Raw genomic sequence first — 16,186 nt, forward strand, 5'->3', positions numbered from 1 at the left:
TGCGCCGCGTTGTCGTGGACTTACTGCACGCGGGGCAGCACTTCGAACTGGTGGAATGGCGGCGGCGAGGTCAGCGTCCACTCCAGCGTGGTCGCACCGGCGCCCCACGGATTGTTCGCGGCCTGCTCCTTGCGGACGAAGGCATCGATCACGCCGTAGATGAAGATCAAGACGCCGATGCCGGAGATGTACGAGCCCCAGGAGGAGATCAGGTTCCAGCCGGCGAACGCATCCGGATAGTCGACATAACGGCGCGGCATGCCCGACAGGCCGAGGAAGTGCTGCGGGAAGAACACCAGGTTGACGCCGACGAAGGTGAACCAGAAGTGCAGCTTGGCGATCCGCTCCGAGTACATGTAGCCGAACATCTTCGGGAACCAGTAGTACCAGCCGGCGAAGATGCCGAACACGGCGCCGAGCGACAGCACGTAGTGGAAGTGCGCCACCACGTAGTAGGTGTCCTGGAGCACGCGGTCGACGCCGGCATTGGCCAGCACGACGCCGGTGACGCCGCCGACGGTGAACAGGAAGATGAAGCCGATCGCCCAGATCATCGGCGCCTTGAACTCGATCGAGCCGCCCCACATCGTGGCGATCCACGAGAAGATCTTCACGCCGGTCGGCACCGCGATCACCATCGTGGCGGCGACGAAATAGGCCTGCGTCGCCGAGGACATGCCGACGGTGTACATGTGGTGCGCCCACACCACGAAGCCGATGCCGCCGATCGCGACCATGGCGTAGGCCATGCCGAGATAGCCGAACACGGGCTTGCGCGAGAAGGTGGAGACGATCTGGCTGATCATGCCGAAGGCGGGCAGGATCAGGATGTACACTTCGGGGTGACCGAAGAACCAGAACAGATGCTGGAACAGCACCGGGTCGCCGCCGCCGTCAGCCGCAAAGAAGGTGGTGCCGAAATTGCGGTCGGTCAGCAGCATGGTGATCGCACCGGCGAGCACCGGCAGCGACAGCAGCAGCAGGAACACGGTAACCAGGATCGACCACACGAACAGCGGCATCTTGTGCAGGGTCATGCCCGGCGCGCGCATGTTGAAGATCGTGGTGATGAAGTTGATGGCGCCGAGGATCGACGAGGCACCCGCGAGATGGAGCGAGAGAATCGCGAAATCGACCGCCGGTCCCGGATGGCCCGAGGTCGACAGTGGCGCATACATGGTCCAGCCCGCGCCGACGCCGTTGGCGCCCGGCTCACCCTCGACGAAGGTGGACATCACCAGCAGCGCGAACGAGGCCGGCAGCAGCCAGAACGAGATGTTGTTCATGCGCGGGAACGCCATGTCCGGCGCGCCGATCATCAGCGGCACCATCCAGTTGCCGAAGCCGCCGATCATCGCCGGCATGACCATGAAGAAGATCATGATCAGACCGTGCGAGGTCACGAACACGTTGTAGGTGTGCGTCTCGTGGAATATCTGGACGCCCGGATACATCAACTCGGCACGGATCGCGATCGACATCGCCGCGCCGATGATGCCCGCGATCACCGCAAAGATCAGGTACATCGTACCGATGTCCTTGTGGTTCGTGGAGTAGAGATAACGCCGCCATCCGGTCGGATGGTGGGCGTGATCGTCATGGGCGTGATCGTCGTGTGTCGCTGCGCCTGTCGCCATGTTCAAAATCCTGCCTTGCAGTCCCTCTTGGACCTTGCGGTCCCGTCGCCCTTATTCCATCCGCGCCGTAAGCCGTGAGGCTTACTGCGCCGCCTGACCAGCCGAGGCGTAGGAATTCGCCGGGTTGGTCGCAAACTTCTTCTTCGCGCCTTCGACCCAGGTCGCGAATTCCTGGTCGCTCACGACCCTGACCGCGATCGGCATGAAGGCATGGTCCTTGCCGCACAGTTCCGAGCACTGGCCGTAGAACACGCCGGTCTTGGTGGCCTTGAACCAGCTCTCGTTGAGGCGGCCGGGGATCGAGTCGATCTTCACGCCGAAGGCCGGCACCGCGAAGGAGTGGATCACGTCGGCGCCGGTGGTCTGGATCCGCACCACCTTGTTGACCGGGACCACCATCTCGTTGTCGACGCCGAGCAGGCGCGGCTGCTTGTCCTTGTCGAGCAGCGAGTCGAACTCGAACTTGCCGTTATCCGGATAGGCGTAGGACCAGTACCACTGCTTGCCGGTGACCTTCACCGTGAGATCCGGCTTCGGCACGTCGAGCTCCAGGAACAGCAGGCGGAACGACGGCACCGCGATGCCGACCAGGATCAGCACCGGGATCAGCGTCCAGGCCACCTCGATCAGCGTGTTGTGGGTGGTCCTGGAGGGGACCGGGTTGGCCCTGGCGTTGAACTTCACCACCACGATGATGAGCAGCGCGAGCACGAACAGCGTGATCAGGGTGATCAGCACCAGCAGGAAATTGTGAAACCAGATGATGTTTTCCATCACCGGGGTCACGCCTTCCTGCAGCGTGTGCTCCCACGGCGCCGGCTGCCCCATTTCGGCGAAGGCCGATCCCGCGGCGACAGACGCCACACCCGCCACCGCCAACCCCAGCAATTGCCTGCCCAACCGGCCAATCGACATCTTCATGCCGCTCGCGCTCCCTTGCATTATTCCCCAAAGCACCCCCGGCATGTGGCCGAAAATGCAGCACGATCCGCCCTGACAAACGGCCTTCCGGACATACCCGTCTCTGAGTCAAGGTGGGTACGGGAGCCAGATCGCTAGAACGCGTCGAAATCCAGCCTCTCAAACCATAATTCTCCGGCGCTCGCAATGCAGTAGTGGGGCCGAAAGCCATGCGCCTGCGATGAAGCTGCCGCTTGCGATTTTTCCCGCAAAATCAAGCGAAAGCACTTGGACCAATTGTCCATGCCGCTTGACAGGGGGATTACCGGATGTACCCACAGACAGGGCAGCGCACAGGAACCTGATTCGCTGCGGGCTGCCCCAATCCGGCGCGAGAATGGCTTCACGATCGCCTTCAAGGCGCCGTCATTGCGGTATCAGTCGACGCCTGAGCATGATCCGGAAGAGTGGAAACCGGTTTTCCGAAAGATCATGCTCAAACAAGAAGATGAGATCATGATTCGCTTCCGGGAAGCGCATCGTGGCGCGCGTGCTACCGGCGGCCGGACGGCCGGACCGACCGAACATCTATAAGGATCGACCCGGATGGGCGCTTCGAACATTCGTTTGACGATGGCCAGCCGGCTCGGCGGCCTCGCGATTCTGGCCCTCTGCCTCGGCCTTTCTCTTGGCCTTTCTCTTGGCCTGACCCAGCCGGCGAACGCGCAAGGCGCGGTGCGCTCGGTCCATGGCGACTGGCAGATCCGCTGCGACACTCCGCCCGGCGCCCAGGCCGAGCAATGCGCGCTGATCCAGAGCGTGGTAGCGGAGGACCGCTCCAATGCCGGCCTGACCGTGATCGTGCTGAAGACCGCCGACCAGAAGAGCCGCCTGATGCGCGTGGTCGCCCCGCTCGGCGTGCTGCTGCCCTCCGGCCTCGGCCTCAAGCTCGACAATCAGGACGTCGGCCGCGCCGGTTTTGTCAGGTGCCTGCCCAATGGCTGCGTCGCCGAGGTCGTGATGGACGACAAGCTGCTCGGCCAGCTCAAGAACGCCAAGACCGCGACCTTCATCATCTTCGAGACGCCCGAGGAAGGGATCGGCTTTCCGCTCAGCCTGAATGGCCTGGCGGAGGGGTATGACAAATTGCCCTAGGGGCGCCGAGCGGCACAGGAAAGCGTAGCCCGGATGGAGCGCAGCGCAATCCGGGGCCGCTCTCATCGCGGATGAACCAGTCCCGGATTTCGCTGCGCTTCATCCGGGCTAAGCCATCTCAGCGGACTCCCGCATAGTAGTCGAACAACGCGCTCGCCTCCGTGGACAGCCAGTCCGCCTCACCCGTCATGTAGCCTTCGACCTGTCCGGTGATGCCGATCAAAAATGAGATCGGCATGCCGTACAGCGCGAACGGCGTATCGACCTCGGCGACGTCGACGCGCGACACGAGACCGCCGGGATCGAAGCCGACCGCGAGGTGGCGCAGCTTGAGCTGCTTGACGTAGGGCGCGACCGGCGCGCGGTTGCGATCGGTGCTAACAGCGATAACCACGAGATCGCGACGACCGCTGGCGGCAAGGCGGTCCAGCATCGGCAGCTCGGTCCGGCACGCCGCGCACCAGGTGGCCCAGAAATTCACCAGCACCAGCTTGCCTTTGAACGCGGAGAGATCAAGCGCACCGCCGGTGAGCGCCGGGATCGCAACCGGCGGCACCGGGCGGGCGCCTTCGACCTGCGTGAACTGATGCCGGATGGTGCCGAATTGCGGCGGTCCCGACGCTGCGAGCACAGCTCCGGTGGGCATTGCGAGCGAGGCGCCGGCGCCAATCATGCCGGCGACGACGGCACGGCGCGTCGGTACGTGAGCTGACGTCATGACAAATTCTCCGCTTGGCTTGATCGCTGCATCGCTCAGGACCGGATGTAGGACCAGCCGGCTTCCTGCAATTCGATGATGCGCCCGGGCCCGTTCGGCACCAGGTCGACATGATCGAGCAGGACCAGCGGATGTCCCTCGGCGCGCTCCATGCCGAGCTTGGTGGCTTCGCAGACCACGAAGCGGATGTCGGGCGTGAGCCCCCTCGTCACCCGGAGCAGATCCTTCACCGGCGAGGTATCGGCGCGCAGCATGTGGACGCCAGCATTGTAGGCGACGACCTCGATCTCGAACGGCTCGTTGCGCTCCCGATAATGTTTCGGGAGGTTGAGCGCGGTCGAGATCAGCGCCCGCATCGTGGTCGGGTCGTCGCTGTTGATCGGCAGCACCAGGCGGTGCATGCGCGGCTCCGGCTTGCTGGACTCAGGTTTCTTGGGCTCGGGTTTCGAGACCGCCGCGACCGAACCGGTGAGCAGCATTGTCGCGGCGAACGGCACCGCGAAGGCCAGCACCAGCCCGGTCACGACCATCAGCTTGCGGAGAGAGACGCGCATCGCGCTCGCCTCACGGCGCGCTCGCGAGCAGGGCGAACTGGCTGCGCTTGGCGTAGGCGACGATCACACTCAATGTCAGCAGCACGAGGGCGGGCACCGGCGAGCCGCCGATCACGAAAAGATGGCTGATGGTGGCGCCAACCATGATGCAGCTCAGCAGCACGCCGCCGAACGCCGCGACCGGGGGCAGCAGGATCAGGATCGCGCCGAGCAGCTCCAGCGATCCGGTGAAATAGCGGAACCACTGACCGAGCCCGATATGCTCGAATTCCTCGACCAGCATCGGCACGCCGTAAAGCTTGGCGGCGCCCGCGGCGGCAAAGGCCAAAGCGAGCAGTCCCCTGACGACCCAGAGGCTGACGGATTTCCAGCGCGACGGCGCCGCGGCAACTGCAACTGACATAGATGACTCCCAAGTTGTTCGTAAGGCCGGACCGCGCGGCCGCCCGACCGATGGCGGCTGGCCCGCGGCTTTCGGTGGTCTAAATTCGGGAGTAAGATGAAAAGAACAAGTAGGATGCTTTTTGTGAGGTAGTATGAAAAAACTGACTATTGAGCCTGCCGAGCCTCCGGCGGCGTCCGAACCGTGCAACGGCGACCTGTCGGCGCAATTTCATCGCGCGCTGTCGGTGCTGGCCGGAAAATGGAAGGGCGACATCCTCTGGCAACTGGTCGAGCGCAAGCGGCGGTTCGGCGAGCTGCGCCAGTCGATCCCCGGCGTGACCCAGCATATGCTGACCACGCAGCTGCGCGATCTCGAGGCCAACGGCCTCGTCAAGCGCACGGTCTATCCCGAGGTGCCGCCCCGGGTTGAGTACGAGATGACGCCGTCCGCCAAGGCGCTCAAGCCGGTGTTCGATGAACTGTACCGCTGGGCACAGGAGCATGGCTTTCCGACCTCGGCGCAGGGCACCGCACAGCCGAAGCCGCAATCGGGCGATGCAGCCGAGCGCGAAAGCCCGCCGCGGAAGGCGGATCGGCGCTCAAGGTGATGACGACAAGGTGAGGACGCCGACGGGGCACTGTGATCGACAGTACAGCCGCAGGCACTCCCGGTTTGCCACCCCAACCACTATCTTTGGTGATCGCCGTCCGGGCCTGAACCGGGACCGGTACAGGTTTCCGGGTTGTAAGATGAGTTTTCCGCTCGTCTCTGCTTCAATCCCCCGAAATCCCTGCTGCGGGTTCCCCACTGGCAATCAGTTGCGCTTCAGGCAAGGATGACGAGGAATCGCCAAGCAATCGCATTGCGTCGGAGTGACCATGACCAATCCCGCCACGACCTCCCTGCTCGACCGCGCCAATCTGGACCGCGATGCCGTCCGCCGCGAGGTGTCCCGCGGCCTTGAAGGCGCCGACGACGGCGAGCTGTTCCTGGAGTTCGGGCAGACCGAGGCGCTGGTGTTCGACAACGGAAGGCTGAAGCAGGCGACCTATGACACCTCGCAGGGCTTTGGCCTGCGCGCGGTCAAGGACGACGCGGTCGGCTATGCGCATTCCTCCGACGTCTCGATCCCGGCGCTGATCCGCGCCGCGGATGCGGTCGCGGCCGTGCGCGGCGGCTATGCCGGCACTTTCGCCGCGGCGCCCGCCCACACCAACATCAAGCTCTATGGCGACGAGAACCCGCTGGACGGCCCGGCGTTCGAGGCCAAGGTCAAGCTGCTCGGCGAGATCGACGCCTATGTCAGGGACAAGGACCCGCGGGTGCGGCAGGTCTCGGCCAGCCTCACCGCGACCTGGCAGGTGGTCGAGATCCTGCGGCCCGACGGCGAGAGCTATCGCGACATCCGCCCGCTGGTGCGCGTCAACATCTCCGTCGTCGCCGGCCAGGGCGACCGCCAGGAGAGCGGCAGCAAGGGCTATGGCGGCCGCGAGGGCTATGCCCGCTTCATCGAGACCAAGGCCTGGCGCGACGCCGCCGACGGCGCGCTGCGCGAGGCGCTGGTCAATCTCGAATCGGTGCCGGCGCCCGCCGGTGAGATGGACGTGGTGCTCGGCGCCGGCTGGCCCGGCGTGATGCTGCATGAGGCCGTCGGCCACGGGCTCGAGGGCGATTTCAACCGCAAGCAGACCTCCGCCTTTGCCGGCCTGATGGGCCAGCAGGTCGCGGCCAAGGGCGTCACCGTGGTCGACGATGGCACCATGGCCTCGCGCCGCGGCTCGCTCTCGATCGACGATGAGGGCACGCCAACCAACCGCACCGTGCTGATCGAGGACGGCATTCTGGTCGGCTACATGCAGGACCGCCAGAACGCCCGGCTGATGGGCATGAAGCCGACCGGCAACGGTCGTCGGCAGAGCTATGCCCATGTGCCGATGCCGCGCATGACCAACACCTACATGCTGTCGGGCGACCGCGACCCGGCCGAGATCATCGCCTCGGTGAAGAACGGCATGTACGCCGCCAATTTCGGCGGCGGCCAGGTCGACATCACCTCGGGCAAATACGTGTTCCAGTGCACCGAGGCCTACAAGATCGAGAACGGCAAGCTCGGCGCGCCGCTGAAGGGCGCCATGCTGATCGGCAACGGACCGACCGATCTCCACAGGATCACCATGATCGGCAACGATCTTGCGCTGGATACGGGAATCGGCACCTGCGGCAAGAACGGCCAGGGCGTGCCGGTCGGCGTTGGCCAACCGACGCTCAGGATGGAACGGATTACGGTCGGAGGAACGGGCTAGTGAGCAGCGGAAACGAAGTCGTGACGGCCAAGCCGACCAGCTGGCGCGGGCAGGCCGTGCAACTGGCCGCGATCGTGGCCGTCGTGTTCCTCGCCAAGGGCGCGATCGCCGAGCCGTTCTACGTGCCGTCGGGATCGATGGAGCCGACGCTGCTGATCGGCGACGCGCTGGTCGCCTCGAAATATCCCTATGGCTACGGCGCGGCTTCGCTGCCGATCCAGATCACGCTGCCGGAAACCGGCCGCGTGTTCGGCGAGACGCCGAAGCGCGGCGACGTTGTCGTGTTCCGCTGGCCGGGCGACCGCTCGCAGGCCTGGGTCAAGCGCGTGGTCGGGCTGCCCGGCGACCGCATCCAGATGCGGCAGGGTCAGCTCTTCATCAACGATCATGCGGCGACGCTGAAGCCCGACGGCACCGGCTTCGCCGAAGACGATCGCGGCGGCGGCGAGGAGGCGTATCGCTACATCGAGACGCTGCCGAACGGCGTCAACCACGCGATCTTCAAGATTCGCGACAACGGCCGGCTCGACAACACCCAAGAGGTGACGGTGCCGCCGGGCAAACTGTTCGTGCTCGGCGACAATCGGGACAATTCCGCCGATAGCCGCGTGCCGGTGCGCGACGGCGGCGTCGGCCTCTTGCCGATCGACAATCTGATCGGCCGCGCCGACGCCGTGGTCGGCTCCTGGGACCTCGGCATCCGCAGCCAGCCGGTCTGGACCTGGCTCTCAGGCTTCCGCCTCGCGCGCTTCTTCACCTCGGTGCAGTAGACGCGTAGCCTGGATGGAGCGCTGCGCAATCCGGGATCTCCCACTCGGCAAGATGTCCCGGATTTCGCTTCGCTCCATCCGGGCTACATTCCTTGCGGGATGATAGTCGTGACCTTCGACGACATCAGGCACATCGCGCTGGCATGGCCGGAGGTCGAGGACGGCTCGTCCTATGGCACGCGGGCGCTGAAGGTGCGCAACAGGATGCTGGTGCGGCTCAAGGAGGACGGCGACAGCCTGGTGATGCCGGGCGTCCCGCCGGATGAGCGCGACATGCTGGTCGAGCATCAGCCCAAGGTGTTCTACTTCACCGATCACTACCGCGACTACCCGATGGTCCTGATCCGCCTGTCGAAGGTCAAACGCGCCACCGTCGAGCCCTTGCTGCGCCGGCACTGGCGCACGCTGGCATCGAAGAAGGCGGTCCGCGACTACGACGCGACCGCCTCGTCGTGACGCAGGACGAATTCCTCGCAGCCGCGCTGCGCAACCCGGCCAATCAGGCCATCACCGACGAGCTGTACCGCCTCGGCCTGCCCGATGCGTGGCTGGTCGCCGGCTGCCTGGTGCAGACCGTCTGGAACGTGCTGACCAGCCGGCCGCTCGATCATGGCATCAGCGACCACGACATCTTCTATTTCGATCCGGATACCTCATGGGAGGCCGAGGACGCGGTGATCCGCGAGCTGAAGGCACGGCTTGCGCATCTCGGTGTCGCGATCGAGGTGCGCAACCAGGCCCGCGTCCATCTCTGGTATCCCGACAAGCACGGCCTGCCCTACCCGGCGCTGTCGCGTTCGATCGACGGCATCGATCGCTTCCTCACCGAAAACACGCAGATCGGCATCCGCCGCACCACGCGCGGCTACGACGTCTATGCGCCGAACGGTTTCGATGATGTCGCCGGCATGATCGTGCGGCCGAACCGAACCGCGAACTTTTCGCCGGCGAACTATGCGACGAAGGCGGCGCGCTGGAAGGCGCTCTGGCCCGAGATCACGGTGCTGGCGGCGGAGTAGCCTGTCGTCGCTTCGTAGCCCGGATGAAGCGCAGCGAAATCCGGGGCAGGCCCGTCCGCGGTGAGCGCGGTCCCGGATTGCGCTTCGCTCCATCCGGGCTACGGATTCAACGCACCACGCCCGACGTGAACCCCGCCTTCCGCCGCGGCGGCTTGATCTCTTTCTTCAGGAAGCAATGCGCGTCGCGGCCGGCATAGCCGGGCCGGGCGTAGGTCCAGGCGCGGCACTTGTTGTCGGCGGTGCAGGCAGCCTGGCAGGCCTCGTCGCCGTCGCTGCTCTTCAGTTCGAAATTCTTGTAGTCGCCGCCGAGCCGGTCGATCGAGGTTTCGATAGCGCCGTTGCGCGGTTCGACCACGCCCGCGCCGCGCACCCCGGAGACGCAGCAGACGTTCTGCACCCGTGGCGGCACGGTGCTCTTCAGCCAGCACACCGCCCCATTATTGGCGTCGGTCGGATAGTTGAAGCTCCAGGCGCGGCAACGGCGGTCACGCTCGCAGGTCAGCGCGCAATCGGCCGGATCGCCCGTCGTCACCGGCGCGTTGAGATAGTCGCCGCCGGGGCGGTCGAAATTGGTCTGCGCCAATGCCGGGCGCGCGACGACCGCGGCCGCAAGGACCGCAAACATCACCACACACGCCCTAAAGTGGCGGCCTATCCCCATGAGATTGCTTTCAAATTCGCGCAGCCCCGCGCGTTTAGCGGGACGTCATTTGAACGCCATGAACCTGTACGGCGGATGAACGGCGGATGCGACACCACCGCCGTCCGCGCGCGCCTCACGCCCGGATCGGACCCAAGCGGGGATTAAAAGGCGTATTCCTGGTAGGCCGGTTCCACCGAGCCCTTCCAGGGACCGTTGAACTTCTCCAGCATCTCCTCGGCCGGCGAGCGGCCGGCCTCGATGATACGCTCGAGCGGTTCGAGGAAGCGGCTCTCGTCGCGTCCGAGATGATCGATCCGGCCGCGCCGCCGCAATCCGGCATGCGACAGGATCAGGCACTCCTTGGCGATCTCGAACAGATAGCGGTCCTTGATCCGCGACTTGAAGCCGAAACGCGGCACGTCGTCACGCAGCGCTTGCCGCTCCGGCGCGGTCCAGTGGCGGACGATGTCCCAGGCGGCATCGAGGCTGTCATTGTCGTAGAGCAGCCCGACCCAGAACGCCGGCAGCGCCGGCAGCCGGCCCCACGGCACGCCGTCGGCGCCGCGCATTTCGAGGTAACGCTTCAACCGCACCTCGGGGAAGATGGTCGAGAGGTGATTGGCCCAGTCCGACAAGGTCGGGCGCTCGCCCGGGAAGGCGGCGTTCTTGCCGGCGAAGAAATCCCGGAACGAGGAGCCGGAGACGTCGATATATTCCTCGCCGCGCTTGACGAAATACATCGGAACGTCGAGCGCGTAATCGACATAGCGCTCGAATCCCATGCCGTCCTCGAACGCGAACGGCACCATGCCGCTGCGCGCATTGTCGGTGTCGCGCCAGATCTCGGAACGGAACGACAGGAAGCCGTTGGGCTTGCCTTCGGTGAACGGCGAGTTGGCGAACAAGGCGGTCGCGATCGGCTGCAACGCCAGCGATACCCGCAGCTTCTTCACCATGTCGGCTTCGGAGGAAAAGTCGAGATTGGTCTGCACAGTGCAAGTCCGGAACATCATGTCGAGGCCGTATTTGCCGACCTTCGGCATGTAGTTTCGCATGATCTTGTAACGCCCCTTGGGCATCACGGGAATCTGCGCGCGCGACCAGGACGGCGTCATGCCGAGGCCGAGGAAGCCGATGCCGAGCGGGGTTGCGATCTCCCGCACCTGCGCCAGATGCGCCATCAATTCCGACTGCGTCTGATGCACGGTTTCGACCGGCGCGCCCGACAATTCGAACTGCCCGCCCGGCTCGAGTGAAATCGCGCCACCGCCGGTGACGTCATAGAGGCCGATGATGTTGCCGCGCTCCATGATCGGCTCCCAGCCGAGCAGGAGCTTCATACCCTCGAGCAGCGCGCCGATGCCTTTGGCGCCCTCATAGGGCACGGGCTGATGGCCCTCGAGCGTGAACGGAGTCTTCTCGTGCTCGGTGCCGATCCGGAATTCGGACTCAGGCTTCACGCCGGCTTCAAGCCACGCCACGAGTTCGTCGCGCGACTGCAGCGGCGTCATGTCGATCTGGTCACGCGCCATAGATAATCCAACTCAAGGGCGCTTCGATCGAAGGCGCGCGGTGGCAGGGACATCCGCGAGCCACAACGGCTGCGGATGATGGAATCAGCAATATCATCGGGCAGGCACGCCGTCTCGCGCAGGCGCAGCCTTGCTGTCGGCCTTGGTCTCGTTCTTGACGTCGCCTTTGGCGTCGCCGCAGGCGCAGCCGAGCCGGTCGAGCAGACCGCACAGCCTGGTCGCGTCGGCGTCGGATAATTTGGAGCCGACATGCTTGTCGATCGCGGCGGAATAGGCGTTCCACATCCGCTTCTGCAGCTCGCGTCCAGCCTCGGTGATCTCGACGAACTGGCCGCGCTTGTCGATCTTGCATTCGCGGCGGGCGGCGAGCCCCTCGTCGACCAGCTTGTCGATCAGCCGCGAGGTCGAATATTGCGGGATCAGCATCTGGCGCTCGAGCTCGACCGGGCGCAGCTCGCCCGACGGCGCGCGGGACAGCTCGAGCAAGGCGTCATACCAGGCGAGCGGCGGAAAACCGGCCTTCTTCAAATCCTGCTCGACGCAGTCCAGCACCCGGCTCGGCACCCGCATCAGGCGGATCCAGGCGGCCGTCGCCTCGCTCGATAGCTTGCGTTTCATGGTCTAGCTCATAGGGTCCCGGCACCGACTGTACCGCACTGAATGCATCTGCATCAATCTTGACTATTTCATGCAGGCGCATGTAGGCAATCCCTCTCCGGACGCCAAGAACAAGGGAAGGAATACCCCTATGAAGCTTTATTACACCCCCGGTGCCTGCTCCCTCTCCCCCCATATCGCCCTGCTCGAGGCCGGGCTGCCCTACGACCTGGTCAAGGTCGATCTCCGCGCCAAGAAGCTCGAAAACGGCGACGATTTCCTCCAGGTGAACCCCAAGGGCCAGGTGCCGGCGCTGGCGCTGGATACCGGCGAGATGGTCACCGAGGGGCCGATCATCATCCAGATGATCGCCGACAAGGCCGCCGACAAGAAGCTGGCGCCGGCGAGGGACTCCAACGAGCGCTACAAGCTGCTCGAATGGCTGAACTACACCACGACCGAGCTGCACAAGAATCTCGGCCCGATGTTCTCGCCCGTGCTCGCCGACGACGCCAAGGCCTTCTTCAAGGACCGCGCCATGGGCAAGTTCAAATATGTCGAGAGCCAGCTCGCCGGACGCGACTATTTGATGGGCAACCAGTTCACGGTCGCCGACGGCTACCTCTTCACCATGATCATGTGGGCGCAGGACCGGCTCGGCTTCGATCTCTCCGGCCTGCCGAACGTGACGGCCTACAAGGCCCGCGTGGCGGCGCGCCCGAAGGTGCAGGAGGCGCTGAAGAAGGAAGGCCTGCTCAAGGCGGCCTGAACTCGCGCCGAACAAGGCCGGCCTCGTGGCACCACGCGGCCGGCCCCTTGCCGACAATTTTCGACAGGAAGAAGCTGGCCACGACCCATCTGCTGCCGGGCATGCCGGTCGAGGTGTGTCCCGACCACCGAGCGGACGGTGCTCTCCTGTCTGATGAAGCCGCTGGTCGACCAGGTCCACCGCGCCTTCAGGGAGAAATGAACGGTGCAAACCTTCAGGACGTGCTGGAACAAAATCAATTTAATCGGCATTCTACCGATTAAGACTACTTTCGGCTGAGGGCGTGGCCGTCCTTGTTCGAGCGATCCAACTGACCGACTATGACCTGCGGCGCGCCCTCCGCTCCAACTGGTCTAAAAATGTGACGATCGCCTTTACCCTTTTATTGACCAGCACCCTGGTTGGGCTGGCAACCAGTTTGTACTTTCGGGTTTGGACATTGATGCTGGAGTCGCCGCTGGTCGCGGTGCTCGCGGCGATCGTGCTCCAATCCGACGGCTTTTCCTTTGCCACCGGCGCTCCGATCGTCGTCGCCTGTCTCGCGTTCAACCAGTTCGCCTATCTCGCCGGCGCCTTGCTCTCGCCGGAGACTGACGGCTCAATGGCGGAAGAAATTGACGGCCTGCCAGACCGCCGCGGCGAGCACAATATCCGCGGCCAGAACGAGTAGCGCGAGGCCGGCCCATGACGGGCCTTTGCCCCGCAGACGCAGCGGCTTCCGCCACCGCGACGACCGCAGGGAAAACAAGGAATCCTTCGCCGCGATCTCCGCGGCACCTTCCTTGAACGCAGAACTCATCGCACGACACCCTCACGCTGATCGTCGCCCCGGCGATCGACGAGCAAGAGTGATGCCAGCAGCGTGGTGCCAGTGGGGAACGAGCGTGGCGGGACTTTGACGCGCATGACCGTCGCGCAACAGGATCAAGTCGGATCGATGACCGGCTTGATCCTGCGCGAGTTCGCCCCAGAAGTTTACGCCGCCTGCTTCTTCGGCGGGAAGCGGCCGTAGAAGGTTTCGCCCTTGGCGGCCATCTCCTCGAGCAGCTTCGGCGGCGTGAAGCGCGAGCCGTACTTCTTCTCGAAGCTGTGGCAGAGCGCGACGAAGTTCCTGGTGCCCATGAAGTCGATGTAGGACAGCGCGCCGCCGGTGAACGGCGCGAAGCCGAAGCCGAGGATCGAGCCGACATCGGCCTCCCGCACGTCGGTGATGACGTGATCCTCGACGGTGCGCGCGGCCTCCACCGCCTGCACCACCAGGAAGCGCTGCTTCAACTCCTCGACGCTGAGCGTGTCGGGATCGAGCTGCTTGGGCTGCAGATTGGCGAGCCCCGGCCACAGGCTCTTCTGGCCCTTGCCCTTCTCGGGATAGTCGTAGAAGCCCTTGCCGTTCTTGCGGCCGAAGCGGCCCTGCTTCTCGACCATCTCGACCATCAGCTTCTTCTGCGCCTGGTCGATCGCGTTGGGGCCGAGATCGGCCTCGGTCGCCTTGGTGATCTTCAGGCCGAGATCGAGCGCGACCTCGTCCTGCAGCGACAGCGGCCCGACCGGCATGCCGGCCATCTTGGCGGTGTTCTCGATCATCGCCGGCGGCACGCCCTCGAGCAGCATCTCGTTGCCCTCGGAGATGTAACGCATCACGCAGCGGTTGGCGAAGAAGCCACGGGAGTCGTTCACCACGATGGGCGTCTTGCCGATCGCGCGGACATAGTCGAGTGCGGTCGCCAGCGCGACGTCGCCGGTGTTCTTGCCGAGGATGATCTCGACCAGCATCATCTTCTCGACCGGCGAGAAGAAGTGGATGCCGATGAACTTGCCCTGATCCTTGAACTCCTCGGCCAGCGAATTGATCGGCAGGGTCGAGGTGTTGGAGGCGAAGATCGCGCCCGACTTCAGCAGCGGCTGCGCCTTGGCATAGGTATCCGCCTTGACCTTGCGATCCTCGAACACCGCCTCGATGACGAGGTCGCAGTCCGAGATCACGTTGTAGTCTGATGTGGCCGAGATCCGCGCCAGGATGGCATCGGCCGCGTCCTGCTTCATCCGTCCCTTGGCGATCAGGCCGTCGACCACGGTCTTGGCGTGGCCCTTGCCCTTGTCGGCGCTTTCCTGGTCGCGATCGACCAGCACGACGTCGATGCCGGCCTGCGCCGAGACATAGCCGACACTGGCGCCCATGAAGCCGGCGCCGATCACGGCGAGCTTCTTGACCTTGGTCGGCGGCACGCCCGCCGGGCGGCGGGCGCCCTTGTTCAGTTCCTGCATCGACAGGAACAGCGAGCGGATCATCGCCGCCGCTTCCTTCGAGCGCAGCACCTTGGTGAAGTAGCGCGACTCGACCCGCAGCGCGGCGTCGATCGGAAGCTGCAGGCCCTCATAGACGCAGCTCATGATGGCGCGTGCGGCCGGATAATTGTCGTAGGTCTCGCGGCGATAGATCGCGTTGCCGGCCGGGAACATCTGCATGCCCATCTTGGAGAAGACGGGGCCGCCGGGCAGCTTGAAGCCCTTCTCGTCCCACGGCGCGACCGCCTTGCCGCCGCCCTTGATCCAGTCCTTCGCGGCCTTGATCAGGTCGGCTGCCGGCACCACCGCGTGAATCAGGTTGAGCGCCTTGGCGCGGGTGAGATTGACCGCCTCACCCTTGAGCAGCAATTGCATCGCGTCCGCCGGCTGCACAAGACGCGGCACGCGCTGGGTGCCGCCGGCGCCGGGGAACAGGCCGACCCTGATCTCGGGCAGGCCGAGCCGGGTCTTCGGGTTCTCGGCCGCGACGCGGTAGTGGCAGGCCAGCGTGATCTCGAAGCCGCCGCCGAGCGCAAGGCCGTTGATCGCGGCGACCCACGGCTTGCCCGAGGTCTCGATCGCGCGGAACGACTGCGACATCCGGCGGCTCTGCTCGAACAGCATCTGGTTCGCGGCTTCCTCGCCCTTCTCCTTGAAGAGCTGCGCGTAAGAGTGGTTCATGCCCTCGAGCATCGAGAGGTCGGCGCCGGCGCAGAACGCCTCCTTCGCCGAGGTGATCACGACACCCTTGATCGCAGGATCGCTGGTCGTCTGCTTGATGATCTCGCCGATCTCCTGGGTCGAGATCTCGTCGAACACGTTCATCGAACGATCAGGGATGTCCCAGGTGACGAGCGCAATGCCGTCGGCGTCGACGTCGAACTTGAAATTCTTGTAAGCCATGTTGCTCGCTCCCCT

18 protein-coding genes are annotated in these 16,186 nt (G+C 64.8%); 9 read left to right on the forward strand and 9 right to left on the reverse strand.

All coding sequences use genetic code 11. The features are described 5' to 3' along the window. Positions 1-20: 20 nt before the first annotated feature. Together ctaD and coxB are read right to left on the reverse strand one after the other, a co-directional pair. The gene (ctaD, locus tag J2R78_RS13010) at positions 21-1,637 is read right to left on the reverse strand and encodes a cytochrome c oxidase subunit I (RefSeq protein ID WP_253604749.1); all 1,617 of its coding nucleotides are present in this window, start codon (positions 1,635-1,637) and stop codon (positions 21-23) included. 81 nt (positions 1,638-1,718) lie between these two features. Then, a complete protein-coding gene (gene coxB, locus J2R78_RS13015; RefSeq protein ID WP_026191935.1) occupies positions 1,719-2,558 on the reverse strand; it encodes a cytochrome c oxidase subunit II in 840 nt (279 codons plus the stop codon). Between the two features lie 282 nt (positions 2,559-2,840). Between coxB and J2R78_RS13020 the strand changes: the two genes are divergently transcribed. Together J2R78_RS13020 and J2R78_RS13025 are read left to right on the forward strand one after the other, a co-directional pair. Beyond that, positions 2,841-3,131, forward strand: a complete 291-nt coding sequence (locus tag J2R78_RS13020; protein ID WP_143029702.1) for a hypothetical protein — start codon at positions 2,841-2,843, stop codon at positions 3,129-3,131. A 12-nt stretch (positions 3,132-3,143) separates the two neighbouring features. Next, the gene (locus tag J2R78_RS13025) at positions 3,144-3,692 is read left to right on the forward strand and encodes an invasion associated locus B family protein (protein ID WP_076832351.1); all 549 of its coding nucleotides are present in this window, start codon (positions 3,144-3,146) and stop codon (positions 3,690-3,692) included. A gap of 118 nt (positions 3,693-3,810) precedes the next feature. Here the strand turns inward: J2R78_RS13025 and J2R78_RS13030 are convergent, their stop codons facing one another. From J2R78_RS13030 to J2R78_RS13040, 3 genes are read right to left on the reverse strand one after another with little or no spacing between them, the layout of a single operon-like run. Further along, positions 3,811-4,410, reverse strand: a complete 600-nt coding sequence (locus tag J2R78_RS13030; RefSeq protein WP_253604751.1) for a TlpA disulfide reductase family protein — start codon at positions 4,408-4,410, stop codon at positions 3,811-3,813. Between the two features lie 35 nt (positions 4,411-4,445). Then, positions 4,446-4,964, reverse strand: a complete 519-nt coding sequence (locus J2R78_RS13035; RefSeq protein ID WP_253604752.1) for a hypothetical protein — start codon at positions 4,962-4,964, stop codon at positions 4,446-4,448. Positions 4,965-4,974: 10 nt separating this feature from the next. Then, positions 4,975-5,367, reverse strand: coding sequence for a DoxX family protein (locus J2R78_RS13040; protein ID WP_253604757.1), 393 nt, complete (start codon positions 5,365-5,367; stop codon positions 4,975-4,977). 133 nt (positions 5,368-5,500) lie between these two features. On the opposite strand from J2R78_RS13040, the gene J2R78_RS13045 reads away from it, so the two are divergent. The 5 genes from J2R78_RS13045 (at position 5,501) to J2R78_RS13065 (ending at position 9,441) form a co-directional block, all read left to right on the forward strand. Further along, complete coding sequence (locus tag J2R78_RS13045; protein WP_253604759.1) at positions 5,501-5,956, forward strand: helix-turn-helix domain-containing protein; 456 nt, start codon at positions 5,501-5,503, stop codon at positions 5,954-5,956. A 271-nt stretch (positions 5,957-6,227) separates the two neighbouring features. Then, on the forward strand, positions 6,228-7,652 hold the full coding sequence (gene tldD, locus J2R78_RS13050) for a metalloprotease TldD (RefSeq protein ID WP_028334625.1): 1,425 nt from the start codon (positions 6,228-6,230) through the stop codon (positions 7,650-7,652). Then, complete coding sequence (gene lepB / locus J2R78_RS13055; protein WP_016847099.1) at positions 7,652-8,422, forward strand: signal peptidase I; 771 nt, start codon at positions 7,652-7,654, stop codon at positions 8,420-8,422. The genes tldD and lepB overlap by 1 nt, the downstream gene beginning before the upstream one ends. Positions 8,423-8,530: 108 nt before the next feature. Then, positions 8,531-8,878, forward strand: a complete 348-nt coding sequence (locus J2R78_RS13060) for an MmcQ/YjbR family DNA-binding protein (protein WP_253604761.1) — start codon at positions 8,531-8,533, stop codon at positions 8,876-8,878. Next, a complete protein-coding gene (locus J2R78_RS13065) occupies positions 8,875-9,441 on the forward strand; it encodes a nucleotidyltransferase family protein (RefSeq protein ID WP_253604763.1) in 567 nt (188 codons plus the stop codon). Before J2R78_RS13060 ends, J2R78_RS13065 begins: the two co-directional genes overlap by 4 nt. 106 nt (positions 9,442-9,547) lie before the next feature. Here J2R78_RS13065 and J2R78_RS13070 read toward each other — a convergent pair whose 3' ends face one another. From J2R78_RS13070 to J2R78_RS13080, 3 genes are all read right to left on the reverse strand, one after another. Next, the gene (locus tag J2R78_RS13070) at positions 9,548-10,102 is read right to left on the reverse strand and encodes a PAN domain-containing protein (RefSeq protein WP_076832364.1); all 555 of its coding nucleotides are present in this window, start codon (positions 10,100-10,102) and stop codon (positions 9,548-9,550) included. A 143-nt stretch (positions 10,103-10,245) separates the two neighbouring features. Continuing rightward, the gene (locus tag J2R78_RS13075) at positions 10,246-11,616 is read right to left on the reverse strand and encodes a glutamate--cysteine ligase (protein ID WP_092088053.1); all 1,371 of its coding nucleotides are present in this window, start codon (positions 11,614-11,616) and stop codon (positions 10,246-10,248) included. A 93-nt stretch (positions 11,617-11,709) separates the two neighbouring features. After that, on the reverse strand, positions 11,710-12,234 hold the full coding sequence (locus J2R78_RS13080; RefSeq protein ID WP_016847103.1) for a MarR family winged helix-turn-helix transcriptional regulator: 525 nt from the start codon (positions 12,232-12,234) through the stop codon (positions 11,710-11,712). Between the two features lie 130 nt (positions 12,235-12,364). Between J2R78_RS13080 and gstA the strand changes: the two genes are divergently transcribed. Continuing rightward, positions 12,365-12,982, forward strand: coding sequence for a glutathione transferase GstA (gstA, locus tag J2R78_RS13085; protein ID WP_253604765.1), 618 nt, complete (start codon positions 12,365-12,367; stop codon positions 12,980-12,982). A gap of 283 nt (positions 12,983-13,265) precedes the next feature. Next, a complete protein-coding gene (locus J2R78_RS13090) occupies positions 13,266-13,652 on the forward strand; it encodes a hypothetical protein (RefSeq protein ID WP_229191373.1) in 387 nt (128 codons plus the stop codon). A gap of 305 nt (positions 13,653-13,957) precedes the next feature. On the opposite strand, the gene J2R78_RS13095 is transcribed toward J2R78_RS13090, so the two are convergent. Then, positions 13,958-16,171 (reverse strand): 3-hydroxyacyl-CoA dehydrogenase NAD-binding domain-containing protein, encoded by a 2,214-nt coding sequence (locus tag J2R78_RS13095; RefSeq protein WP_253604767.1) that lies wholly within the window; start codon positions 16,169-16,171, stop codon positions 13,958-13,960. Positions 16,172-16,186: the final 15 nt, after the last annotated feature.

This window comes from Bradyrhizobium sp. USDA 4538 (assembly GCF_024171045.1).
In the GTDB taxonomy this organism is placed as follows: domain Bacteria; phylum Pseudomonadota; class Alphaproteobacteria; order Rhizobiales; family Xanthobacteraceae; genus Bradyrhizobium; species Bradyrhizobium australafricanum.